This is a genomic window from Dawidia cretensis (genome assembly GCF_018598175.1).
Lineage (GTDB): Bacteria > Bacteroidota > Bacteroidia > Cytophagales > Cyclobacteriaceae > Ohtaekwangia > Ohtaekwangia cretensis.
In genome coordinates, this window is the sequence record NZ_JAHESE010000004.1 from 177131 (window position 1) to 202390 (window position 25260).

The 25260-nt window shown below is 55.5% G+C and carries 15 protein-coding genes; 9 read left to right on the forward strand and 6 right to left on the reverse strand.

Annotated elements, in window-relative coordinates; all coding sequences use genetic code 11:
• Nucleotides 1–12: 12 nt before the first annotated feature.
• From KK062_RS07075 to KK062_RS07110, 8 genes are all read left to right on the forward strand, one after another.
• A complete protein-coding gene (locus KK062_RS07075; RefSeq protein ID WP_254083566.1) occupies nucleotides 13–1401 on the forward strand; it encodes a RagB/SusD family nutrient uptake outer membrane protein in 1389 nt (462 codons plus the stop codon).
• Nucleotides 1402–1430: 29 nt separating this feature from the next.
• A complete protein-coding gene (locus KK062_RS07080) occupies nucleotides 1431–2828 on the forward strand; it encodes a DoxX family protein (RefSeq protein ID WP_254083567.1) in 1398 nt (465 codons plus the stop codon).
• 9 nt (nucleotides 2829–2837) lie between these two features.
• Nucleotides 2838–4442: a hypothetical protein gene (locus KK062_RS07085; RefSeq protein WP_254083568.1), complete on the forward strand. Its 1605-nt coding sequence runs from the start codon at nucleotides 2838–2840 to the stop codon at nucleotides 4440–4442.
• A gap of 17 nt (nucleotides 4443–4459) precedes the next feature.
• Nucleotides 4460–5113 carry a c-type cytochrome gene (locus KK062_RS07090; protein ID WP_254083569.1) on the forward strand — a complete coding sequence of 218 codons (654 nt, stop codon included), beginning with the start codon at nucleotides 4460–4462 and terminating at the stop codon, nucleotides 5111–5113.
• A gap of 74 nt (nucleotides 5114–5187) precedes the next feature.
• A complete protein-coding gene (gene soxC, locus KK062_RS07095) occupies nucleotides 5188–6405 on the forward strand; it encodes a sulfite dehydrogenase (RefSeq protein WP_254083633.1) in 1218 nt (405 codons plus the stop codon).
• Between the two features lie 16 nt (nucleotides 6406–6421).
• Nucleotides 6422–7843: a phytoene desaturase family protein gene (locus tag KK062_RS07100; RefSeq protein WP_254083570.1), complete on the forward strand. Its 1422-nt coding sequence runs from the start codon at nucleotides 6422–6424 to the stop codon at nucleotides 7841–7843.
• Between the two features lie 32 nt (nucleotides 7844–7875).
• A complete protein-coding gene (locus KK062_RS07105; RefSeq protein ID WP_254083571.1) occupies nucleotides 7876–9189 on the forward strand; it encodes a YeiH family protein in 1314 nt (437 codons plus the stop codon).
• A 119-nt stretch (nucleotides 9190–9308) separates the two neighbouring features.
• On the forward strand, nucleotides 9309–10628 hold the full coding sequence (locus KK062_RS07110) for an MFS transporter (protein ID WP_254083572.1): 1320 nt from the start codon (nucleotides 9309–9311) through the stop codon (nucleotides 10626–10628).
• Between the two features lie 109 nt (nucleotides 10629–10737).
• Here KK062_RS07110 and KK062_RS07115 read toward each other — a convergent pair whose 3' ends face one another.
• On the reverse strand, nucleotides 10738–11508 hold the full coding sequence (locus KK062_RS07115) for an AMP nucleosidase (protein ID WP_254083573.1): 771 nt from the start codon (nucleotides 11506–11508) through the stop codon (nucleotides 10738–10740).
• 54 nt (nucleotides 11509–11562) lie between these two features.
• Here KK062_RS07115 and KK062_RS07120 point away from each other — a divergent pair, with 54 nt between their 5' ends.
• Nucleotides 11563–12012: a type I restriction enzyme HsdR N-terminal domain-containing protein gene (locus KK062_RS07120; RefSeq protein WP_254083574.1), complete on the forward strand. Its 450-nt coding sequence runs from the start codon at nucleotides 11563–11565 to the stop codon at nucleotides 12010–12012.
• Here the strand turns inward: KK062_RS07120 and KK062_RS07125 are convergent.
• From KK062_RS07125 to KK062_RS07145, 5 genes are all read right to left on the reverse strand, one after another.
• The gene (locus tag KK062_RS07125) at nucleotides 12009–18251 is read right to left on the reverse strand and encodes a T9SS type A sorting domain-containing protein (protein WP_254083575.1); all 6243 of its coding nucleotides are present in this window, start codon (nucleotides 18249–18251) and stop codon (nucleotides 12009–12011) included. The two genes, KK062_RS07120 and KK062_RS07125, sit on opposite strands and share 4 nt — an antisense overlap.
• A gap of 82 nt (nucleotides 18252–18333) precedes the next feature.
• Nucleotides 18334–19635: a hypothetical protein gene (locus KK062_RS07130; protein WP_254083576.1), complete on the reverse strand. Its 1302-nt coding sequence runs from the start codon at nucleotides 19633–19635 to the stop codon at nucleotides 18334–18336.
• A complete protein-coding gene (locus KK062_RS07135) occupies nucleotides 19632–20663 on the reverse strand; it encodes a porin family protein (protein ID WP_254083577.1) in 1032 nt (343 codons plus the stop codon). Before KK062_RS07135 ends, KK062_RS07130 begins: the two co-directional genes overlap by 4 nt.
• 5 nt (nucleotides 20664–20668) lie before the next feature.
• The gene (locus KK062_RS07140; protein ID WP_254083578.1) at nucleotides 20669–23824 is read right to left on the reverse strand and encodes an nSTAND1 domain-containing NTPase; all 3156 of its coding nucleotides are present in this window, start codon (nucleotides 23822–23824) and stop codon (nucleotides 20669–20671) included.
• Nucleotides 23825–23826: 2 nt separating this feature from the next.
• Nucleotides 23827–25260 (reverse strand): DUF4062 domain-containing protein, encoded by a 1434-nt coding sequence (locus KK062_RS07145; protein WP_254083579.1) that lies wholly within the window; start codon nucleotides 25258–25260, stop codon nucleotides 23827–23829.

Genomic DNA, 25260 nt, shown 5'->3' on the forward strand with positions numbered 1-25260 from the left:
TCATTCGCATCTATGAAAACATTCCATATATACCTGGGCCTCTTGCTAACGCTACTGCTGGCGGTGTCGTGCAGCGACTACCTGGACGTTCGGCCGAAGGAGACCATTCCCGATACCAACCCTATTTTTGATAAGACCTCGGCCGAGCAAGCAGTGCGGGCCATGTACAACAAGTTTTACTACGGTGCGGCCTCGTATACCGAGAATGGCACCAGCAGTGGCGGCAGCCCTTCGTTTGAAGCGATCGGCTACCTGTCTGGTGGCAACGTGAAGTGGACAGGCTCGCAGTCGCAGATCGGTGAATTTGAAAAGCACCGCGTAAACGCCGAGAACTCGACGGTGAGCAATACGTGGACGAATATCTACCGCGTGGTAAACCTGGCTAACAGTGTGCTGGCCAAGGTACCGCAGATCACGGGCGATCCTACATTAACGGAGGCGTTGCGCGATCAATACCTGGGCGAAGCCTACTTCGTTCGCGCAATAGCCTACTTTGACCTGGCGCGGGTGTGGGGTGGTGTGCCGATCATTACCAAGCCTACAGAAGTGGCGACCGACAACGTCGGCATCGGCCGCGGTACGGTGGAGGAGGCATATGCACAGGTGTTAAGCGACCTGGAAGCTGCGGAGCCATTGCTGCCGGAAACAACGGACCGCTACCGGGCTACCCGCAAGACCGTATGGGCGTTGCGCGCGCGGTACCATTTATACCAGCGCGAGTGGGCTCTGGCAGAAGGCTATGCCGATAAATTGATTGCCGACGAAGCCAACTATAAATTGGCGGGTCCTTATAACTCCTTCTTTTTCCCGGCCACGGTGCGGGGTTCAGTGGAGTCGGTATTCGAAATCTTTTTTAATGGTACCACCGAAATAAACAACCACTTCTCCTCGTGGCAGATACAGGCCAATGGTGGTACGCGTCAGTGGGCACCCAGCGACGAGATCGTGGAGCTGCTGAATGACCCGGCCATCGGCGGTAATCGCAATACGCTGTTCGCGAAAGACGGGTCGGGTAACTGGTATAACAATCTGTACTACCGCAAGCCCGGCTCCGACCCGGCCTTTGTGATCCGCATTGCGGAGCTATACCTCATTCGCGCGGAAGCCCGTGCGGAACAGGACGGGAAGCTGGTCGACGCTGTAAAAGACCTTGACGCCGTGCGGATACGTGCCGGACTGGCCGGCAGCACTGCGACAACACAAGAGGAGGTCCTGGAGGCTATTGCTCTGGAGCGCCGTGTGGAGTTTGCGTTCGAGCACCACCGCTGGTTTGACCTGGTGCGTACCGATCGCGCAGCGGATGTACTGAGCATTACCGATAAAGGACGCTACGTGATGCCGATACCGGCGGCGGAGCGGCTGGTGGACAAGACCCTCGATCAATACGCTCCTTATAATTAGACAACCCAATACCTTAACCGCCGATCGTTATGAACGTGGTAGAAACCCCCGTCGCGCCCGTACACCGGGACAAGGCCTACGCCGCTTCGCCCGTGGTGAAGCCGGCCGGCCAGCAAGAGCAGGCACCCGCCTGGAAAGGTTGGGAGAAAACGGCCTTCCGCTTCTTCTTTGTGTACTTCCTGATCCAGATCGTACCCCTCGACTGGAAGTATTACCGCGACTTGTTCGCGCCCGATGGCGCCTTCCTGTCGCTGCGTGATATATTTTATGCGGCCCGCTATACACCGCGTTTTTTTGACGACGTGCCCGTGCTCGCCGACTGGGGAGTGGCGGCGGCCCTGGCTATCGCCGCAACGGCGCTCTGGGGCTATTGGGACCGCGAGCGTAAAGAGTATAACAATCTTTATTACGCCCTGCGCGTGGTGCTGCGCTACCGCCTGGCTTTTGGACTGCTGGCCTATGCATTGATCAAGTTCTATCCGATACAAATGCCGCTGCCGTCGGTCGGTAACCTCAACACTCACTACGGAGACATCAGTGCCTGGAAGATTTTCTCGATGAGCACGGGCATTGTGCCCGGATATCAGTCGTTCCTCGGCCTGGTCGAAGCGGGCGCCGCGCTGCTGTTGTTATACCGAAAGACGGCTTCCATTGGAGCGTTTATTGTGCTGCCGTTTACGGGCAACGTGCTGATGTCGAACCTGGCGTACGAAGGTGGCGAGTATGTATATAGCTTGCTGCTGATCACGTTTGCAGCGTTCCTGCTGGCGTACGATGTGCCGCGCCTCTTACGGCTTACATCGTTCGAGCAGCCCACGGAGCCGAACCGCTATAAACCGGTATTCCAGCCGGGCTGGCAACAGTATGGACGCTGGTCGTTGAAGGTGCTGTTTGTGGTGTTTGTCGGCTGGTATGGCTATCAAAGCCTGCAAACATACCGACAGGGTGGCTACCAATTTCCGCAAGCTCCCGGGTTGGCGCATGCCGCAGGTCTTTACGACGTACGGACGTTCCGTCTCAACGGCCGGGATATACCGCCCAGCGCGACCGATGCACAACGCTGGCGCGATGTGGCCTTCGAGAAATGGGCGACGCTCAGCATCCGCACCAGCCAGCTGACGCCGTTGGTGACTGCCGGCACCGAAGAAATATTCGCAAATGACGATGACCGGAACTATGAGTACGCCGGCACAACGGGTCGTCACTACCTGCGCTATGAAGCCGACACGGTCAACCACGTGTTGACCTTCCGCGACGGCAGCAAACCCCTGACGCTGCACTACGCCCGCCCGGATGCCGCAACCATTACGCTGGCCGGTGTGACCGCGGAAAAAGACTCGGTATACATCGAGCTGCACAAGATCAATAAAAAATACCTGCTGGACGAAGCGGCCAAAGCCGGTCGTCGCAGAGGATTAAAACTATAAACCACGGCCATGCCTTCACGTACCACCGCATACCGACCCTGGAAGGAATACGAAAAGTTTGCCTTCCGCGTAGCATTTATATTCTTCATCAGCCTGAGCATTCCCAACAGCCCGGAGTGGTATAAGCATGTGTGGTCTATCGACTGGACCAACCTGCACTACCGCGATCTGTACGATGTTGCGCGGTTTGGCTCGGGATTAAACTTCTTTGGTAACGAGATCTTTGGCAGTCCACTGGCCGGTTACGCCAACTGGATCACAACGTTTTTGGTATCGCTTGGCCTGGGGGCCGTGTGGACGGTGATCGACCGCATCCGCAAGAAGCCGGAAGAGTACAACGTGTTATACTACTGGCTGCGCGCCATTGTGCGCTACCGGGCAGGGATCGGGATCATCGGTTTCGGCTTTACGAAGCTGCTGCCGGTACAGATGCCTTACCCCTCGACGGCATTGCTGAACACCGACTTCGGCGACTTTACCGCGCAGAAGATCTACTGGCTTTCGATCGGCATCGTGCCGTGGTACCAGGTGTTTGCGGGGATTGTAGAAGTGGCTGCCGGTACTTTGCTATTCTTTCGCAAGACGACGCTGCTGGGAGCCGCCTTGCTGTTCGGTGCGCTGGGCGATATTGTCTATGTAAACTTTGCCTACGACGGCGGTGTACACGTTTACAGCTCGTACTTTGTATTGCTGGCGGGCTTCCTGCTGGTACACTATATCCCGGCGTTGTATCGCTTGTTGATCCTGGAACAACCGGCCCGACTGGTGACGTTCTACCCGGCATTTGCAAAGCTCTGGCAGCAGGGTGCACGTGTAGGGCTCAAGTCGCTGACGATCGTGCTGTTCCTGGTGGTGCTCTTTTATCTTCAGCTGGTAAATTTCTGGTATGATCCGTACAAGCAGCCCTCTACAAAAGGTGTTTCGGCGCTGCGCGGATATTACAACGTGACGGAGTTTCGTATAAACAACCAGCCGCTGGCCTACCATCCGCTGGACTCGCTGCGGTGGTCGGAAGTGACCCTGGAGAACTGGACGACGCTGACCTTTAAAGTAAACAAGCCCACCGACCTCGACCTGTCGAACGGCGGCGGTGACCCGCAACGCGATATCAACCGCACCTTTGAGCTGGCCGGTGTTGGTGGCGGACGCCGGGCGTTCCATTACTACGCCGATACGGTGGACCAGGTATTATACCTGCAGGACAAGTATAAAGCAATTCCCGACCGACGCAACGTTACGGCAGGTGCCGGCGGCGATGGTGGTGACCCCGATGCGACACGGCTGGCAAAGAAGAAAAAGCCTGAAGTAAAAAAAGAAGGCATTTATGCGGACAATTGGATCAGCCCAAAAGCATGGACACACATTGGTGACGAGGTTACAAAAATCAATACCCAGGCGGCTTCGACCCGTCGTAACCGGGAGTTTGCCAAGGAGCAGGGTAAATACGACGATCGTAAACGCATGGTGCTGCACTACGCGGTAGAACGCGGCGGTGCACGGGTAATCTTGCAAGGCGTCGATGAGAAGCAAGATTCAGTGTATGTCGTGCTGGACAGGCAGGACAAACAATACGCACTGTCGGGCAGTACGCTGTCGGCAGGCGACTATCAATAATCAGTAAGGGAGTTGGCATGCGTTCTTTATTTGGGTTAGGTACGGTGCCAGCTTCACTTATTGCTGGTCGAGACAAACCAACAGTCTTTCAGGCAGGTGGGCGACGAGCGCTATACGTGGTGGTGTTAGCGTTCGCGCTTACCTCCTGTTTTTTTCGTAACAACGAGATCACAACAGGAGAAGGCGCCTGGCCGGCAACGTCGGGGTTGGGGCGCGTAGCCACGGCCGCGGAGATTGCGACGTTGGATATCGATGTTCGCCCGGATGGGCAAGGTCTGCCACCGGGCTCCGGAACGGTACGCAAGGGGCAGCGGCTATACCGGCAAAAGTGTGCGCGCTGTCATGGGTGCACAGGTGTAGAGGGGCCTTATAACGTACTGGTCTCTATTCAGGGTGATACTACCCGCAAAGGCAAACAAGAAAAGACCGTCGGCAATTACTGGCCTTACGCCAGCACCCTGTACGATTATATACATCGCGCTATGCCGTACGACAGCTCCGGATCGCTTACGCCGGAACAAGTATATAGCCTGACGGCATTCCTGCTACATGCCAACAATATTATCGATTCTACCACTGTACTAACCAATCAAAACCTGCCGCAGGTAGTGATGCCCGCGCGTGAAATGTTTGTGACGGACGACCGCAAGGGTGGCCCGGAGGTACGGTAACGCGAGAAGAGCTTATGGAGAAAGACAAAGAAGGGATACAGCACAATACAACGGCGCCGGAACGCACCAGTATCATGATGAAGCGGCGTACCTGGCTGGGTGGGGCCGCTACGGCGGCCGTTGTGTTGGTGCAGACAGCGTTTGGAAAGCGGCTACAGGCGGCGGTGACCCAAGCGGAGAAAAGCATTCAGGATTCCACAAAAAAGCTCGGTACGTCACCCGGTGTATTGGGCACGCGCTCGCCGTTTGAAACGCCGCACAAGAAACCGTCTGATACATCGTCGCGCACGCCGCTCCAAGAGCTTTACGGCATGATCACGCCGTCTGACTTGCATTTCGAGCGCAACCACGGCGGTGTGCCGCAGATCGACCCGGCGCATCATGAGCTGATGATACACGGCATGGTGGAGAAGCCTATGATCTTTACCCTGGCAGAATTGAAGCGTTTCCCCTCGGTATCGCGCATTTGCTTTGTCGAGTGCTCGGGGAATTTTCGCGGTGGCAGCGAGACGCTTACGCCGCAGGAAATCTGCGGCCTGACCAGTCAAAGTGAGTGGACGGGTGTCATGCTGTCGACGTTGTTTCGCGAAGTGGGCGTAAAATCTACGGCCACCTGGTTCCTGGCCGAAGGGGCTGACGCGGCTGTGATGACACGCAGTGTGTTGGTGAGCAAGGGCTGGGAAGATGCCATGATCGTTTATGCACAGAACGGAGAGGCAATCCGGCCTGAGCAAGGATATCCGCTGCGCCTGTTGCTGCCGGGGTGGGAGGGAAATACCAGTGTCAAGTGGCTGCGTCGCCTCGAGCTCTCAAACCAGCCGTTTATGACGCGCGAGGAGACTTCCAAGTACACCGAGTCCATCGGCGACGGTAACGTGCGGCAGTTCAGTTTTGTGATGGATGCCCGTTCGATCATTACGTTTCCGGCGTACCCGGCACATGTGGAGAGGGGATGGATCGAAATACGCGGCCTGGCCTGGAGTGGGCGGGGCAAAATTCAGGCGGTGGAGGTAAGCACCGACGCCGGCAAAACCTGGGCGCCCGCGCGCTTGCAGGATCCGGTGCTGGACAAGGCGCACACCCCATTCCGCTATATATGGCAGTGGAATGGTGAAGAGACTGAAATTATGAGTCGTGCAATCGATGAAACCGGTTATATTCAGCCTACTTTTCGTCAGCTTTCGGACGCCCGCGGGGGGAGCAAGGGGGGCTATCACTTTAATCCCATCACGGCGTGGCGCGTCAGGCGTACCGGTGAGGTACTGCTACAGCCGGAAGCGGGGAGAAAGTGACCAAATATGTAACGACGTGGGCAAAACAGAATATGATGCGATCGTGGTTGGGTCGGGGCCTAACGGTCTGGCCGCTGCGATTACCTTGCAGCAAGCGGGATGCTCCGTGTTGCTGATAGAGGGAAAAGACACTTTGGGCGGCGGCATGCGTTCGGAAACGCTGACATTGCCGGGCTTTACGCACGACGTGTGCTCGGCCATACATCCGCTCGCCATCGCGTCGCCATTCTTTAGCAAGCTGCCGCTGGAGAAGCACGGCCTGCGCTATATCCTGCCCGACATTGCTGCAGCGCATCCGTTGGAAGACGGCAGCGAGGCTTTTCTCGATATGTCACTCGATGTAACGGCCCATGCGCTACGCCACGACGAGCAAGCGTATCGTAACCTGATTAAACCGGTAGCAGACATGTGGCCAGACCTGGCCGAAGATGTACTGGGGCCGCTTTCTATACCGCGTCACCCCATGGCCATGGCGCGGTTTGGCATTCATGCGCTGCGTTCGGCCAAAGCGATTTCCCGCCGGTTCTCTACACCGCAAGGCAAAGGCCTTTGGGCCGGTATGGCGGCACACGGTATACAACCGCTGAGCAACCTCTCTTCTGCGGCCATCGGGTTGGTGCTGATGGCCAACGCGCATTTGAAAGGATGGCCCGTGCCTGTCGGTGGATCACAATCCATCGCCAACGCGCTGGTATCGTACTTTAAATCGCTTGGGGGTACCATTCAAACCGGCTTCTTTGTGAACAGCCTGCGCGACCTGCCGTCGTCGAAGGCGGTGCTGCTGGATGTCACGCCACGCCAGCTGTTGCAGATAGCAGGCCATACGTTCTCGTCGCTATATACCTGGCAGTTACAACGCTACCGGTATGGCATGGGTGTCTTTAAGATCGATTGGGCCCTGAACGGTCCGGTGCCCTTTACCGCGCCGGCATGCCGCATTGCGGGCACAGTTCACCTCGGCAATACCTTTGACGAGATTGCCCAGTCAGAATATGAGACGTCTACCGGCCGGCATGCAGACAAGCCGTTCGTGCTGCTGGCGCAGCAGAGTGTATTTGATCCGACGCGCGCTCCGGCCGGGCATCATACCGCCTGGGCGTATTGCCACGTGCCCCACGGCTCGACACGGGACATGACCGAGGTCATTGAAAAGCAGGTAGAGCGTTTTGCCCCGGGTTTCCGTGATCGCATCATGGCGCGCCACACCATGAATACCGTGCAGATGCATGAGCACAACCCCAACTATATAGGCGGCGACATCAACGGTGGTGTGATCGATCTCGGGCAGCTCTTTACGCGCCCTGCATTGCGCTTGTCGCCGTACCGTACTTCCGCCAAAGGCATTTATATCTGCTCGTCCTCTACACCGCCCGGTGGCGGTGTACACGGCATGTGCGGCTTTCATGCGGCGCGGCGCGCGCTAAGCGATATTTTCTAGATATATATTTTTTTATTCGATAACCACCTGGTATGAGCAACACAACAACTGCCAAAGCAAGAACCCCGCTACACGAAGATTGGGCCGTCGTGGCCCTTGGCTTCCTGATCATTTTCATCAGCTTCTTTTACCTTGTGCCGGCGCCGGCGTATGGCTGGAAAGATGGCGCCAGTCTGCGCGATACCGTGCTGACGGGGGCCAACCTCGCGGCGATACTCGTGCAGTTTGTTTTTGTATTTGCCGTGGGCTTGTTGGGTGCCTGGCTTACAGGCAAGTCGCTGAACGCTTTTGTGAAAGTGTTTCCGGTGATCGCGGTGCTGACGATACTCGCCCTGGTGATCGCCGGCAACAGCGGCATCAAAGGACTGGGGCTGGAGGCCGTGATCTTCAGTCTCTCGATAGGCTTGCTGGTGAGCAACACCCTTGACCTCCCGGAATGGTTTCGGTCTGCATTGACGGCCGAGATGTTTGTGAAGATCGGCCTCGTACTGTTAGGCACATCCGTGATTTTTACGGACATCCTCAAAGCCGGCTCCCTCGGTCTCATCCAAGCCCTGTTGGTCGTAGTGTCCGTGTGGTACTTTGCTTTTTGGGTGTGTAGGAAGTTTAAGCTCGACGACGAGCTGACCATGATGCTGTCAAGCGCGGTGTCGATCTGTGGTGTATCGGCAGCCATCGCGACGGCTGGAGCCATCAAGGGTGATAACAAGAAACTTTCCTATATCATTTCGCTGGTGCTAATCACGGCCATTCCGATGATGATCTTTATGCCATACATTGCCCGTTACTTCGACTTTCCGGAGGCGGTTACGGGCGCCTGGCTGGGCGGCAGCATCGATACAACGGGGGCAGTAGTAGCATCGGGAACGCTGGTAGGAGAGACGGCGCTCAAGATCAGTACCATTGTGAAGTTCTCGCAAAACGTACTGTTGGGATTGGCGGCCTTCGCCATCAGTGTTTATTGGACGTATACCAACAAGGGTAAAACCCAGGACGCCGTGAAACAGCCTACGTTGACCGTGATCTGGGAGCGCTTTCCGAAGTTTGTGCTGGGCTTCCTGGCGGCGTCGCTGCTGTTTACGTTGTTGTCTCCTACGGTAACCGAAGCGGGTACCGTGCGGGCTGGCTGGCTCCCGGATGACCAGTTAAAAAGTCTGAGTGCCAGCCTCAAAAGCGTGCAGCTGTTGTGGTTTGTACTGGCCTTTACGAGCATTGGTCTGGAAACCAAATTCTCAGACCTCTTCAACGCTGAAAGCCGCAAACCGCTATATGCGTTCCTGATCGCGCAGCTGTTTAATATCATCGTGACGTTGATTATAGCGTTCCTCCTTTTCAGCAATACGTAACGCCCTTCCCGAGCGGCTGCATACGTTGGAAATGATGATAATACTGTATATTCGCGGGATTGCCCTAGGGCGATCCCGCGTTTGTCTGTCGTCATTTCCCGCTTAAACTTCGATTACTCATGAATGGCATAACCGCCACCGCCGCGCTGAATAACCCCCGCACTGTACGGGCCTGGTACATGTTCGACTGGGCAAACTCCGTGTATTCCCTGATCATTATCACGGCCATCTTTCCGATCTACTACAAAGAGGTGGCCGTTTCCAGCGGAACGGATCAGGTGAACTTCCTGGGCTTTACACTGCAGAACTCCGTGCTATATTCCTACGCACTCTCGTTCTCATTCCTGGTGGTCGCTGCCATCCTGCCGTTGCTTTCCGGCATAGCGGATTATACCGGCAAGAAAAAGATCTTCATGAAGATCTTTGTATGGTTGGGCAGTCTGTCGTGTATGGGCTTATATCTTTTTGACAATGTATCGGCGTTGGAGTGGGGCATTGCCTGTTCTATTCTGGCCAGCATTGGCTACTCGGGCAGCCTGGTGTTTTACGATGCCTTCCTGCCGGAGATCGTTACCCGCGACCGTTACGATGCCACCAGCGCGAACGGCTATTCGATGGGGTATATCGGCAGCGTGTTATTGATGGTAGTCTGTACAGTTTTGATTTTGGGATTTGACACGTTTGGTTTTGATAACGGAGGCGCGGCGACACGCTTTTCATTTTTACTGGTAGGCTTATGGTGGGTAGGTTTCTCGATGATACCCTTTGCCCTGCTGCCCGAAAATGCGTCGGCGCGCAAGCTGGAAGGTAGTGGCAGTGTCTGGACGAAGGGTTATCAGGAAATTCGTAAAGTATGGCGCAGCCTGCGTGAACAGCCGGACCTAAAGCGTTACCTGGTAGCATTTTTCTTTTATAACGGCGGTGTACAAACAGTGATGTACCTGGCCACATTGTTCGGTACCGATGTACTACACCTGGGAACTACCAGCCTGATTGCAACCGTGGTCATCATTCAGTTAGTAGGCATCCTGGGAGCGTGGTTGTTCGCCCGCCTGTCGCAAGCCAAAGGCAATCGTTATTCGCTTACGGTCATGATCATGATCTGGATCGGCATCTGTATCAGCGCATATTTTATCACGACCGAATATCAGTTTTATGCGTTGGCATTTGTTGTCGGCATGGTGATGGGCGGCATTCAGTCACTGTCCCGCGCCACATACTCTAAGCTGATTCCCGACAACACCATCGATCATGCTTCATACTTCAGCTTCTACGACGTTACGTATAACCTTGCCATTGTGTTCGGTACATTCTCGTACGGGTTTATCGATCACCTGACGGGGAGCATGCGGTATAGCGCGCTGGCGTTGGCGCTGTATTTCATTGTTGGAGGGGGTGTTTTGTTTATGGTGAAGACGAAGTTGATACGGAAGGCTTAGTATCAACGTACTAAGACTGCCGGCAGCTATAGTCACAAGTTCCGTGCTTCGCACTTAAGCCTTGCGCTAGTAATCCGCTTTCTTCCCTTATAAGATATTGATTGTTAGGTTAATACCGCAAATGCTTCACCGTCATGCCATTGTTGATCAGCTGTCGCAGTGAGTCAATGCCAACACGGAGGTGAAGCTCGACGTAGTTTTTGGTGACGCTCAGATCGCTCACTTCGGTCTTGACGCCTTCGGGTACCATGGGTTGGTCGGATACCAGGAGGAGGGCGCCGGCGGGTATCTTGTTGTAAAAGGCCGTGGAGAAGATGGTGGCTGTTTCCATGTCGATGGCTTGCGCGCGAATCTTGCGCAGGTATTCTTTAAACTCTTCGTCCCATTCCCACACGCGGCGGTTGGTTGTATACACGGTGCCGGTCCAGTAGTCTTGTTTGTGGTCGCGGATGGTGGTGGAGATAGCTTTTTGTAGTGCGAAGGAAGGGAGGGCGGGCACTTCGGCGGGAAAGTAGTCGTTGGAGGTACCTTCGCCGCGGATCGCTGCGATGGGCAGGATCAGGTCGCCGATGTGGTTCTTGGCCTTGAGGCCGCCGCACTTACCCAGGAAGAGCGCTCCCTTGGGTTTGATCGCGCTGAGGCAGTCGATGATCGTGGCGGCATTGGGGCTGCCCATACCGAAGTTGATGATCGTGATACCTTCGGCCGTGGCGCTGCGCATGGCGCGGTCCTGGCCGATGATGGGCACGTTATGCCATTCGGCAAACATGCGCACGTAGTTGTCGAAGTTGGTCAGCAGTATATATTCACCAAACTGGTTGAGCGCCTGCCCGGTGTAACGGGGCAGCCAGTTTTCCACGATGTCCTGTTTCGTCTTCATGCGGCTAAAGGTACCAAAAGTTTATGTGCTAAAACTGCCTATCTTCGCCCCGGCATGTACGACCTCAACCTTCCGTCCTTTGAATATCAGGTCAAGAAAGCAGACGATCGTTATTGGATCTTCGATGTGCTGCGAAAGAAGTACCTGGTATTGACCCCTGAAGAGTGGGTGCGGCAGCATTTTGTGCATCATCTGTTGCGGGACCTGGCATACCCCCGCGCATTGATTCGCGTGGAGGGAGGGTTGTCGTATAACCAGCTGTCCAAGCGTTCGGACATTGTTGTATTCGACCGGCTGGGAGCACCCTGGATGGTGATCGAATGCAAAGCTCCTACCCAACCGATCAATCAAAATACCGTACACCAGGCATCGACGTATAACGCCACGCTACGGGCGCCCTACCTGGTAGTAACGAATGGCCTAAGCCATTATTATTTTCAAGTAGACTGGCAGGAAAACAAGACGGAGCGCTTGTCGTCCCTGCCAGCCTATATATCGCTTTAGTGGGTGATCACCAGCTTGCGGTGCATCACGCTACCTTCTGCCGAACGGACCTGTAAGATGTACACGCCGTCGGGAAAGCTTGCAGTAGAAATGGTTTTACGTTTATCGCCGCGTTGGAAGACCTGTTGGTATACGGTGCGTCCAAATCCATCTACCAGGCTTACGGGAAGATCTTGTGCCGCCTTCACAGGAAGGTCGATGTTTACTTCGCCGCGGGTGGGGTTAGGATATACACGTACCTGATCGCCAAAGGTAGGCTCGTTGGCTGTAACGAAGTCCGGCTCATCCGTAGCGTCGATCACCTTCGCCTGGAATACTTCTTTGTTTCCACCTTCAATGCTTTGCATGAATATGACCACGGCACCTTCACCGCTGGTCAGCAGGTCGCGGTTGCGCCAGACCACTTCGTCCAGCACGATGGTCTGCATGGGTGCGATGTCTTGTGTGAGGCGTATACCGGCCGCTGTCGGCAGCATTTCCTTTGCCACATAGTGGAACTCGGCGTTGCCGCTGGCACCCAGATAGGCAGGGTCGGTAATGGTCTTTTCAACGATGGTAGTGAAGACATTCACGCCGGCCGTAGGCAGTACCTGGCTTGTCGCGTTGGTGATCGAAGTCTTGATCTTGACCACTTCACCTTCCTTTGTCATCGTTACATCCAGGCGGATGGGTGACGGTGTCAGGATGCGTTCATTGTATAGGGCTTCCAGCGCCGGTGTGGTGTTCACTACGTTACCGTCGAGGCTGAAGGTAGGCGAGGTGGTGATACCATAGAAAGCGGTGCGCGCGTTGTTGATCTCTGCGTTGATGGCGTTCAGCGGGTCGCTGCCTGGGAATGCTGTGTGGAACTGGATCTTGGCGATCTCCGGAGAGTTTTGCGAGAAGGCATTGAACAGCGCATTGTGTGCCGTGCCGTTGGCAGCGGCCGACGAGTTGGTAAAGTTTTCGATCAGCACGGTACGGGTCCGCTCGCCGATAAAGATGTTGTCAAAAGCAAACCCTTCGCGGCGTGGGGCGTTGCTGGCAAAGGCGATACGGAAAACGACGTTGGCTTCGCCGATGAGGTTGTCGAGCTTGAACGTAGCAGTTTTCCAGTCTCCATAGGCACCGGTCCAGCCCAGGTCGTTGGAAGGCTGGTTGCCGGGACGGCTGGAGATACCACTTTCATCATACCAGTTCACGCCCTGGCCAATCTGGCCTACAACCTGCCACTGCGCTTCGTTCTCGATATTGCCGCTGGTATTGTATTGCAGCACCGCGCCGTCGTTGCCAGCAGGGGTGTCAGACCAGATGTCGAACGAGATGATGGGCTTCTGAGCCAACGAGAAATCGAAGCACCGGCTCATGACCCATGACTGCTCGCCGGCATTGCTGTTACCGGTGAGGTTGGTGTCCCAGGCGCCACCCAGGCCGTTGGGGGAAGCATCCTTGTTTACCGTGGCGCCGGCCGGGTGGCCGTGTGCCCACGACGAACGTATGCCACCGGTAATCCAGCCATCGGCCGTACCGTTGAAATCCTGCGTATAAGCATTGGTTTCGGTCACGGTGCCAAACGAAGGTACCATGTATACGGGTTTCTGGATTGTGTCCTTACACGATGCTGTCGTGGTGATGATCAACCGCACGGTGTCGGTCCCTACGGAGATATAATTTACGTTCGATATTTTGCCTGTGCCGGGAGCATTGACAGTGCCGACAACGAGCTGATTATGTTTTGAGAAGTTCCAATCATACGACTGGATATTCGCTTCCGAAATGTTGCTGGTACCAGCCAGGAACTCTGTATCCGAACCGCCGGAAGGATCGACGCAGACGTTGCGCCAGGCGAAGGTACCGTCGGGGTTCGGGTTGATCGTGATCGGGATCTTGGGGGGCGTGATGATACAGCCGCTGGATGTAACCATGGTGAATTCCGCCAGGAAGTTGCCAATGCCGTTAAAAATGTGGTTGGGGCTGAAATACGTTCCAGTAGTCTTGACCGTGTTGGGGCCGGGAAGAATCTCGCCGCTACCCGCCGAAAGCGAAGTCCCGTCGCCAAAGCTCCAGCTGGTAGAGGCAATGGTATCGGTAGCGTTAATGGGAACCATGGTTGAAGTATTCGTAATGCTGACAGGGAAGCCGTCGCAGGCAGTGCCGATGGTATAGCTCGGAGCGATAGTCGGTAGCACCGTCAGCGCCAGGTCTTTGGTGTTGGAGCATAAGGTGGTAGGATTTTGGTATACCAGGTGCAGTGTATAGCTATTCGGTAATAACAAGGACGCATTGAGCTGTACGGTACCGGCGGCAGCGATAGGAATGAGCGCCGAGTTAATACCGTTCGTACCAGACCAGGTGCCATTCTGAGCCGCCGCTCCGTTGTCGGTAGCCTGGAAGGTCTGTGAACCACCGGTCACACAGATTTTGTTCGGATCGCCCGTGGTCGGCAGAATGTCGAGGTTGGGCAGCGGTTTTATCATAACGCCTACTTTTGTTTTGGCGCCTTCGCAGCCGGCTACTGTTTGGGTAACCGTGAAGCCGTATGGCCCTGCCACCGTATTGTCAATGTCGAGGTCTGCTGCGGACGGGCTGCTGCCGGAGTGTGTCAACACGCTGTTGGCATCATACCACTTCACGGCCGTACCGGTCACCTGCAGCTCGCTGCTGGGAATATTCTGAAACTGGCAATACTCGCGGCTGAAGTCCGAACCGGGCGCAGCGGGGCTGGCCTTTACCTCGACGGTCAGCGACCGCGGAGCCTGTGTACTTTCGCAACCGTTGATGCTCTGCGTAACATAGAACGTCGACGTTCCGGCGATCAGGTTACTGACCGGAGGCACAAACGAGTTGCCGGCCCCTACGACGGTTGTCGGAGGGTTATTGGAATACCAAACGTATGAAGTTTGTGCCACCGCCGCAGCCGAGAATGAGCCAATGGTACCACCCTGACAAACCTCAATGGAGGTGCCGGGAGTAATGTTGCCCGAGGGCACGATCGGCGGGCGTAAGCTTACTTTGATCTGCTGCACCGCGGAGGTATTCTGACAACCTGTACTCGGGTCGCGATAGGTATAGGTCATGTTAAACGTTACCGGCGTAGAGGCCGTGACGCCTGTCACAGATGCCGGGTTGAACGACCACACACGGGGTGTACCCGAGGACGTCACCGAGGTAACGGCCGTGCCGGTAGCCGTGAAGAAGTCGTCGGAGGGGTTGTCGCCGTTCGCGGGACCACCGGTCAGGACGACAGGCGCCTCGTTCGAGCAGAACTCCATCTTGGGAATAAAGAAATTTACAGCAGGTGCCTGTTTGATCGGTACGAGCTGCCATTCCGGGAAAGTAGAAAAACCGTTCGATACGACAAATCCGATCCAGATGCCGTATGTGCCGTATATCGAGGCTGTGGCAGCATAGATGGGTTGGTACACCGCTTGCTTCGGGTCGAAGATATTGCTAGCAGGAAGCGCCATATCGGTTTGCCCGACGGAAGGATTAAAATACACAAACTTTTGAAACGCATAGCCTGGGCCATACTGGCTGGTGATATACGATGCGCTTACAGTCAACGTAGGAGATGGGTCTGCGTTATTGCAATACTCAATCTCGAGGTTGTTGATGTTGGTAACATATACTTCGAAGTCTTCGGTGTGTATAAATTCGCATTGCTGCGCAGTAGCGTCTTTATACGTATACGTGATGGTGTAGGTGTCGGCCGACAGGGTAGAAGGGTTAAAGCGGTATTCACCGCTGGTAAACGTTACACCCGGGCCGCTGAACACGCCACCGGCAGGTTGGCCGATCAGGCGTACAGCATTGGAACTCTTGCTGAAGCGTTTTTGGTTTGGGGCCACAGGCACTTCCCCTGTGAGCGCAGCAACGGTAAACGTAAAGGGCGACGGTGCGGTGCCGGAGACGGCAGTGACAGAACCATGAGGGTTGGCATCGCTCACCTGGTTGCCGGTAATGTTGGCGGTACCACCGAGACGGGTTATACTGCCAGAGGCTGCTGACGTGCCGGTATAGCGGACCTTCAATCCCGTGATTGTAATCGTCGAGAGCTTATCCGTTCCGACAACGGTATAGCTAAACTCCACTACGTTGGTGGCGGGGTAGCTCAGGTTGGAAGCATTCGAGATATCGGCGTTCGGTGCTGCGGGCGTGATGGTCGGATTGGTCGTGACAGTCTGATCGAAGACAAAGCCCGGGGGCAATGCCAGCGACACTGTGCCGGAGGTGGAGAAGTCGGTCACATCGGTTTCTGCGATGATAATATTGCCCAGCGGCCGGGCGATACCGCCAAAGCACAGATTTAGCGTTGCCGGTGGCGTGATCGTAACGCCATCACTGCTGATCGTTACGTTACCCGAAATATCGCTTAGATCGGGGTCGGGGTTGTAGGCGTCGTCGATTACTTTGAGCGTATAGGTGCCAGCGATGCTGAAATATATATTCGGCCAGGTATAGACGCCGTTGGACAGGGTCGGATGAAGATCGGTGCCGCCAGGCTGGATCGTTCCGGTGCCGCCGGTCACTTCCAGGTCTATCTGCTTATTGTAATCGACATCCAGGTTATTATAAGGGTTCCCGTCTACAGCACGCACCGTAAGGTTGAATGTCTGGCCGGTGCCTAGTGCTGCGCCGGGGAGCGCGGCATAGAGGAACTTGGAAGCCACGACGTTGATCTTGTTATCGGTTGACGGCGAAGAAACAGCGCCGCCACCGTTGGCCGCGGCAAATCGCGACGTAGGTGCGCTCGTGACGGTGGTGACCCCGGTAACAGTGAAGTGAATGGTTTGGTTGTCGTTTACGGAAGACTGAAACGTGGCCCGGATTGAAATGCTCGTATTGCCGTTGTCGTTTACCGTAATGGGAGTGCTGGGCGTGAAGGTGACTGAACTGCCCGCACTCTGTTCGGTGCCCGATATTTCCGTTGTGCCGTTGTACAGGGCTACGCGGCGCACGTTGGCGGAATTGGTGATACTGAAGGTAATGCTCTCTACAATGGTCGGCTTGTCGTCAGCATCGTTGTTAGACGCGCCCCCGTCACGGATCTGGAAGGTTCCCAGCGCGAGGCTGTTACTTCCGTCGTTGGTCATTGCGCCTGACTGGTAGATTCGGTAGGCAATGGTGGAGGCCGTTGTACCGGCTGTAAAGGCAACGGTCGAGATACTGGAAAGCGTTACGTCGTCGTCGGTAGTGAACGCGCCGCCGCGGTAATTATAGGTTTGTGCGTTTGTACCATTCCAGTTGTAGGGTACCACGGCATAGTAGTAACGCGTATTCGCGGTAAGGCCCGTGTTGGAATAGGTCGTTGTGCTGGTGTTGGTAATGGTGGTTACCAGCGTGGCGCCGTTCAGGTTTAGCGAGCCCGGAGCGACACCGTCCTGAATGCTGGCGGCGGTCGGGGCGGAGCCAGTAGTGCGCAAAATGATATATCCGGCCGCATCGGTAATTGTGCTGGCGGCGGGGAAGGTTAATGCGATCTCGGTGGGGCTTTGCGCTTCCGCGGTAACAGTCGGGTGCGTAGCCGGCGCCGTAGAGTAGGTATAGAATGAAGCTTCTGATGACAGGGTTGTGCCGACGGCGTTCGTTGCATAGGCGGCATAGTATATTCTTACACCCGACGGCAAGCTGCCGCGGTTATCCGTGAAGGTGCCCGTGCCGGTGCCGCCTTCGGCCAGTTTGTTGTCACCTATCGTTACGCCTGTGCCAGTTTTCCACACCGTGCCACGCTCTGTGATGTTGTTCGGAGAAGTACCAATTTCGCCGCCGAGGTCGGCACTGTTAACGGTAACGTTGCTGGCCGCCGTGGTAGAAACCATGACAGGCGCTTTGGTCGAGCCGGTAACAGAGGGTGGTGTGCCGTCGGTTTTATAGTACGGGTCGGGCGAACCGCCGGTCCTGTAAGGGTAGATAACGAAGGTAAAGGTCTCATTCGTGGGCAAGCCGTTAAACGTAAACGTGTTGGTTCCCACAGAATGGCCTACGTGTTCGAAGCCGACTCCGTCACCATAGTTGGCATCGTTGGGAGTCAATGTGCCATTGGTCGGTGGCGTAATGGTACCAGTGGAGGTTTTGACATACACCACATAGTTCGTCGGCAAGGTGCCTCCCGTGGATCCCGTCCACTCAACTTCGATGGAAGTGGCGCTGAGCGTTGTGGCGATTAGTCCCGTCGGGTAGTTGGTAGGTTGCGCGAATGCAGGCAGACCGGCCAGGACAAGCAGGATCGTAAAATACCTTCTCAGAGTAGAGTGATACATGCGTTAAACAATAAAAGATTTATACTAAAACTATAGCGTCAAGATGATGGCTGCTCGTGCGGCTGTCCGCCGGAGCAGGGTATTATTGTGTTAGTTCTCCGTTCTCGTCGGTCTTGATAATAAAGATCGAAGACAAACCCGATACTTCGTTGGAACCGCAAAGGAGCAGGCCGCCATCCGCTGTCTCGCGAATGCTGCTCACAGTCTCGTTGCCCGTACCGCCCAGGATCTTATTCCACATCACATTGCCAAACGCGTCGATCTTTACCAGGAATATATCTTTTCCACCTTTACCGCGCCCGGGCGTGGTCAGCATAGAACCGGCCAATACAAAACCACCGTCGCGTGTCGCGGTCAGGGCGTCGCCCGTGTCTTCGCTTTGCGAGTCACCTTCCGCTACCGTCGCATTTTCAGCCGACAAAATGCCGTCGAAGTAACGCTGGCTGCCCGGAATGATACCGCCGGCCTGCGTCACCCGTACAAAGAACATATTCGCGTTAGCGCCGGCCGGCGTGGCGTAGGTGCCAATCACACCAAAGCCCGACGCCGCAGAGGATGCAGGTTGTAAGTCATGGGCATAAAGCTGCTGTTCGGTTTGTTCACCGAACTGGGCAAAGTTCTCAAATGTGGAATTCTCCTGAATGTAGGGAATGCCCAGGAACGACCGCGAGAAGTTTTGATTTTCACGCAGCAGCGCCGTAGCCCAGATGATCTTGCCCGAAGGCGCGATGTGTACCGCGCGGGTATTGACATAGTCGCGTTCCAGTACATCGTATGTCCGTGTCCACACGGTGTCCAGCCCTTGCGGCTCCAGCACTACCAGGTACGGGTTTTCTGTCGTTGCAGCGCCAGCTTTACGCAGCGTACCCAATACCACGATCTGGCCCTGCTCGTTCAACGTCAGGGCGCCACCGTGTATATCGGTCATGTTTGTAGCGTTCTTGCGGTCGGCAATGACAAGCTTTTTCACGATGTTTCCGTTTAAGTCCAGCTTGAACAAGCGGGCGGAGTATACTACCAGGTCGAACACAGAGACGTCGCCCGACTCCAGGTTTGACTTTATACTGTCGCCGATTACGTAGTAACCATCGGTCGTTACCTTGAGGTCACTGACCGAGCCGCCTCCCAGGATCACATCGTCGGCTACCCGTTGGCCCCGGCTGTCGGTGCGAATGATGTAACCGTTTTGGTTGCCATTGGCCAGCAATTCGTTTCCGACGATAATATAACCATCGGCAAGAGGCTCTGCCTGCACGCCATACAGGTTGTGTGGCGCTTCATAAAAATGCATGAAGGTGCTGCGGTCGGATGGCGAAGCATCCTCAATGTTATTGCAACCCCAGCAGTATAGTCCAAACCCGCAAAGAATAATGCGTAACCTCATTTTCGTTTGTTCAGTTTTTTGGGGTTGAAGATGTTGTATACATACCCAGCCGTGATAGACAAAGAATTTAGCTTATAGACGCTGTCGGCATAACCATATTCAAACGGCAAGCTGCTGTCGACAGCAAAGGCGGTCTTGTCAGAATTCACCTTGGTGATACCATAGACAAACCGGATTTCTGTGACGACAAAACCACTGCCCAGCGGAAAGTGTGCGCCCGCCGTCGCCACGGCGCTGACATTGAATTTTTCCCGTTGCGGCTTCAGGTCAAACGATTTGTCTTCGATAAACTGGAAGCCCTGGCGGGTACGGTTGCCACTCAGCGAAGCGTTGACGAGGTACGCGGCCTCCACACCCAGGCCGACGTAGGGCATGAACGATTTGCGTGTTATTTGATACCGCAGGATTACGGGCAACGTGATCCAGGTTTGTTTTTCCTCGGCGGTCGTGGTAAAAGCCGTGTCGGTAAAGCTCAGATGGTTGGTATACTCGAAGTTGCGTTGTGCGAGGCCGAGCTCGGGGTTCAATATCAGGTTGCCGTTCAGCGGGATTTCGCCCGACACGTGCACCTGAAAGCCGATCTTACGGTTGTATTTGCTTTCGCCGTCGTTGGCCTCTACCGCGGTCACTACGTTCGGTGCGCTGGCGTTAACCCCCAGCTTGCCCCCGATGCGATAGATGGGGTGGGTGCGGAATGTATTATAGAGCGCAATAAACTCCGCGGGATCCGTGCCGGGATTGATCTTAAAGTAATGGTCGGTGCGCAGCAGGTTGAGCATGGCCTCATCGGCCTTCTGCGGCTCTTCCAGGTATATATACGACAGGCAAAGCAGCTTGTACGCTTCTACTTTTTCTTGTTGCGAGAAACCGCCGGCAAGACACTTGGCGAGCAGCGCCGGAATTTCATGCAGGCGGCCTTGCTCATACGTCGAGCGGGCAAGGCGTAAGGTCTGGGAGCAAGATACCAGCTGGGAATACCCTTCCAGCGAAATCAGCACCAGGAGAATGAGGGGTATAAGTCTTTTCATCGGCATTAATCATTGTTGGGTGGCAGGGCAGCGCAGGTAGACTCATAGGGAAGGTCATCACCCACGAAGATTTCCCATTCATCTTTGTTGATGTTGCGCCGTACGCGTCCGCAGAGGATGTCGGCCATCACCGGTATTTTGGTGGGCCATGCGTGGATGGTATGCTCGACGCCCTTCACGGTCTCCACCGAGCTGTGAATGCTGGCGAGCAGCTGCTCGTCATCGGGCGTAAAGGCCACGCTCCATACCCAGTCGCTGTGGTCGCTTAGCACAATAGGCTGCTCCTTGAGGCGGTTCAGGTTCCAGAGACGCACGGTCTTGTCTTTGCTGGCGGTAGCCAGGAAGTTGCCGCCGTGGTTGAAGCGGATCTCGGCGATCTCCGACGTGTGACCGGACAGCACACGAATAACCATATTGCTCAAGTAGTCAAAGATCTTCACGATACCGGTATTGTCACCCAACACGATGCGGCGGCCTTCCGGCGCAAAGGCAACCGACGAGAGGTGTACGCCCAGTTCTTTTACTTCTACTGGAGCGTAATTATTCCGCGTATCCCATAAGAACAGGCTGCCGTTGTCGCCGGCGCCTACCAACTGGGTACCGTCGGCGCTCAGGTCGATGGCGTTGATCTTCACGGTGGGAGTGATGACTTCACGGCTGGTGCTCAGATCGCTGTAGCGAATGCTCTTACCCGAGTTATCACGTGCATAGAAGCCTTTACCATCGGGTGTGAAGCGCAGATTTTCGATCGCATACGTATAACCGTCGATACGTTTAGGAGCAGCCCCCATATTCTCGAGGTCGTAGAGCTCGACAAAGTTGCGTGATTCGCTGAGGGTGTTCAGCCCTGCCGCCACCAGCCAGCGGCCATCGCGGCTGATGTCGATGGTATAATACTGGTAGTTGGTTTGTTTCACCAGCATCTCCGACTTCCATTGGTTGCCTTGCTCGGTCCAGCGGATAATCTTACCGTCGCTGCCCGCCGAAAACAGGTTGTTGCCTTTCGGGGATGCCATCAGGGCACGGGCGGCACCACGTTCGTGTGCTTCCAGGCTCTTGGTTAATGGATGATCCTGCTTCTTCAGCGCAGCATACAGGCCGTTGTAGATATCATTGTCATAGATATACCCTTCGTGCTCGGAGTTGAATTTATAAGCCTGCTGGGCGATGAGCGCCTGCTGCTCGATGTCGTTCAATTCTTTTGACTTCACCGCCATGGCCTTGGCCTGGGCGATGTAACGCTGGCGCATGGCTTCCTTCGCATTTTGGATCGCGATCAGCTCTTGCTCCTTGGCAAACTTCTCGTTGGTCTGCGCACGCATGGCGTTGAGGCGAGCCTCTTCGGCATTCTTGCGGGCTTCGGCAGCGTTGCGCTTGGCCAGCTCGGCGTTTTCAACCGCGGCGCGTTCGGCTTGCTGGGCAAGCTCGCGTTGCTGGGCCTCGGCTTCTTTTGCGGCGAGGGCCGCAGCGGTTGCCTTTTCAGCCTCGAGACGTTTTTCGTCAGCCACCTTCTCTGCTTTGCGGGCAGCTTCGGCATTGTTCTCCGCCTTGAGGCGCTGCACTTCGGCTAGTTGAAATTGCTCGTCGGCACGAGCCTTCTGCACGAACGCATACATGAGAAACAACAGACAGATCACCACGGCAGTAGCCATAATCAAGGCGAGGACGCGCGCGCGTTTGAGCTTGCGTTTCTGCTCGAGCTCTTTGATGCGCTGTTCGGTTTCCCATTCCTTCCGGGAATACTCCAGGAAGATCATAGTGCGCTCAAAGGCCGGGTTATAACGCTGGCCCCACACGAGCGTGGGCTTGTGTTTGGCTTGCCAGTTCAGTGCCAACTGGAGATCCGGCGGACGCCACAGACCGGCTTTGCCTACCTGGTGCATGGCAGCAGCTTCCGCCAGGCGCGTATACATTTGCACAGCTTCGGCTTCGTCGTCCACCCAGTTCTTCAGGCGCACCCAGATGCGCATCAAGCTCTCGTGCGAGATATCGACCATGGACTTCGACGAGATCGCTGCGCCTGCGGCAGGTGTCAGCAGCGAACGGCCTGCTTCGCGAAAGCGATCGATCACGGCAATAACATCTTCTTCCTGTACGTCCGAGATCGCCGCGATCTCGTGCAGTTTTGTAGGGCGACGGATACCAAAGTTCTCACCACGCTTTTCCGTGATGGCTTTGAACATCATTTCGCAGATGCGCTTCTGATCTTCGGTAAGCTCGTCGTAGGCTTCGTTGGCGTGTTGGGAAAGGGCCTCGGACATGGTGCCGATGGCCTCATAGTGTTTGAGGTCTACCGCTTCTTCGTCAAAGTCACGGTACCGCGACCAGTAGGTCCACGTACGCATGAGCGCGTGCTGCAGAATGGGCAACTGGTCGGGGTTGTCTCCCAGGTCGTTGAGCAACTGCTGCACTAAGCGCGGGGCAATCGCCGCGCCACCCACGGCCACAGGACCTTCGATGGCCTTGCGTTTCTGGTCGCGGGTAAGTTGGGGAATAAGGTAGTGACTATCGTTGATCTTACGCGTAAGCTCGGGGAATTGTGCGCAATCGCCGATGAAGTCTGAACGCATGGTAATGGCTACATATACCGGTGCATCCGGATAGTTCACGGCCTCCATCAGCAGGTTGACAAACGCCAGTGTCTCGTTGACCGAGTTGGCATCAAGGCCTTCCTTAAAGCGGAACAGCTCTTCAAACTGGTCGACCAGGATGAGGTAGTTGACATCAGTATCCTTGCGGGTCTGCTCGATCGCTTCCACCAGGCCCAGGGAGCTGCTGCGCAGCAGGGTAGAAAAGATGGTGCGCTTGATGCGTTTCTCTTCGGCTTCGGCTTTCTGATACTCGCGATTGTTCTTCAGCAATGCTTCTGCGAGGTTGTCGATCGGGCCGGCGCCGGGACGGGTAACAACCACTTCCCAGTTCGGGCTGGCATCGGTCAGGAAGCCACCGTAGAGGATGGGCATGACGCCGCAGTATATAAACGACGACTTACCACTACCGCTGGGGCCGATCACGCCAACGAAGCGGTTCTTCGAAAGCTTGAGCAGCACCTCGTCGCTCTGGCCTTCGCGGCCAAAGAACAAGTGACTCTCATCGATCTTAAACGGACGCAGCCCGGGGAACGGGTTGGCCGTTAAACTGTCTTCTGCTACAGCGTGCATGATCAGGCGTTAAATTCAAGTAAAAAATTCTTCAGGGACTCCAGCGGACGCTGTGCATCTTCTTCTATTACCTGCAGGTTCTGACTCTTAAAACCAGCAGGGTCGAGTGTAGCACCGGGGGCCGTGACGATAGCCTTGGCCACGATGGGCTTGCGGCGACCGAAACCGGGAGCCTTCAACAGATCCAGGGCTTTCATGCGTACCCATTGCTCGTTTACCTTACCCTGATAAATAATGGCGCCGTCGAGGTTGCACAAGTGGTCGATATGCTGCTGGCGCAGGTCCAGCAGGTCGCCTTCAAAAGATGGTACCAGTACGTCAAAGCCCGACTGTCTAATGACGTCAATGAGCGGCTTCGCCTCGCGGTGGTCTACCTTGTCGTGCATGAAGTAGATCGAGCGGCCGCCGGTCTCGGCAAACACACGCTTGCCACCGGCTTCTTCCAGCTCTTCCCGCATGATGTTCTTAAAGTCTTCGAGCGGAGTTTGTAATATTTCGGCACCTTCCTGCGCTTCGATATCGCGTTTGATGGTGTCGATAAATCCTTTTTGTTTTTCGCTGGCGTGGGTCAGGAGCGGCGAAATCCAGATCAGCCGGGTGAAGGCCTGGGTGTGTTCTTTGGTTTGCAGGCTTTTTTCGGCCGCCAGTTTATTCTGAATGTCTACCAGCGAGCGATCGGAACCTTCGGGTATTTCGCCATAGGCGTTGCCGATCAGATGGATCGAAAGCGCGGACTCGTCCAGGTCGCGGCGCACGAGGCGCTCGAGCTCTTGTACATTGCCGGGCAGGGTCTGGTTAGGGAGTACGGTATAGCCGTGCCGCTGTAGCTCGCGTTTGATGATGTTACGCTGTACCGAAAGATCGTGGGCTGTCTCGGCCAGGTAAATGGTTTTACGTTTGTATAGCGCTTTACCTTCGGTGGGAGCAGTGTTGCGCAGGCGGAGCAATGTTTCGTAGATGTCGTAGGCCAGGTCGACCATTTTCATCCAGTACTGCCGCTCCGCTTCGGTGCTGAAGTAATCAGTGTACTCGCGAATCTCGCCGGAGTCAGGGTCCAGCTGGTACATTTCATAGCCCAACATCTCGCGCAGTCGTGGCGGTTGTTCCTGTACGTTGAGGGGTGTCTTGAATACTTTGAAAACGCGGCCGCGAGCTTCGGCGCCGGCTTGTTTGAAGATTGCTTCGATATGATCCAGGCAACCGCCGGACTGGATAAAGTCCTGAGAGAGCAGCGCTACCCACACGGCAGCGTTGTCGATGCTGGCACGCAATGACGATTCGCGCTTTAGTTCTACGTTCGGTTTTTCGCCCAGTACCTGGGTTAACATCAGCTCCAGGAACTTGCGGAACTGCGTGACCCAGCCTGGCTCGCCAGGGAGAAGAGGTTCATTATCGCGGTCTGCATAGACAATTAATACGTCAATGTCGAAGGCCAT

Bases quoted from the DNA above. Each gene is read 5' to 3' on its own strand.
- KK062_RS07115 (WP_254083573.1), bottom strand. From the start codon at position 11,508: ATGAAGACGAAACAGGACATCGTGGAAAACTGGCTGCCCCGTTACACC.
- KK062_RS07120 (WP_254083574.1), top strand. From the start codon at position 11,563: ATGTACGACCTCAACCTTCCGTCCTTTGAATATCAGGTCAAGAAAGCA.
- KK062_RS07125 (WP_254083575.1), bottom strand. From the start codon at position 18,251: ATGTATCACTCTACTCTGAGAAGGTATTTTACGATCCTGCTTGTCCTG.
- KK062_RS07090 (WP_254083569.1), top strand. From the start codon at position 4,460: ATGCGTTCTTTATTTGGGTTAGGTACGGTGCCAGCTTCACTTATTGCT.
- KK062_RS07135 (WP_254083577.1), bottom strand. From the start codon at position 20,663: ATGAAAAGACTTATACCCCTCATTCTCCTGGTGCTGATTTCGCTGGAA.
- KK062_RS07110 (WP_254083572.1), top strand. From the start codon at position 9,309: ATGAATGGCATAACCGCCACCGCCGCGCTGAATAACCCCCGCACTGTA.
- KK062_RS07080 (WP_254083567.1), top strand. From the start codon at position 1,431: ATGAACGTGGTAGAAACCCCCGTCGCGCCCGTACACCGGGACAAGGCC.
- KK062_RS07085 (WP_254083568.1), top strand. From the start codon at position 2,838: ATGCCTTCACGTACCACCGCATACCGACCCTGGAAGGAATACGAAAAG.
- KK062_RS07145 (WP_254083579.1), bottom strand. From the start codon at position 25,260: ATGGCCTTCGACATTGACGTATTAATTGTCTATGCAGACCGCGATAAT.
- KK062_RS07075 (WP_254083566.1), top strand. From the start codon at position 13: ATGAAAACATTCCATATATACCTGGGCCTCTTGCTAACGCTACTGCTG.
- KK062_RS07105 (WP_254083571.1), top strand. From the start codon at position 7,876: ATGAGCAACACAACAACTGCCAAAGCAAGAACCCCGCTACACGAAGAT.
- soxC (WP_254083633.1), top strand. From the start codon at position 5,188: ATGATGAAGCGGCGTACCTGGCTGGGTGGGGCCGCTACGGCGGCCGTT.
- KK062_RS07140 (WP_254083578.1), bottom strand. From the start codon at position 23,824: ATGCACGCTGTAGCAGAAGACAGTTTAACGGCCAACCCGTTCCCCGGG.
- KK062_RS07130 (WP_254083576.1), bottom strand. From the start codon at position 19,635: ATGAGGTTACGCATTATTCTTTGCGGGTTTGGACTATACTGCTGGGGT.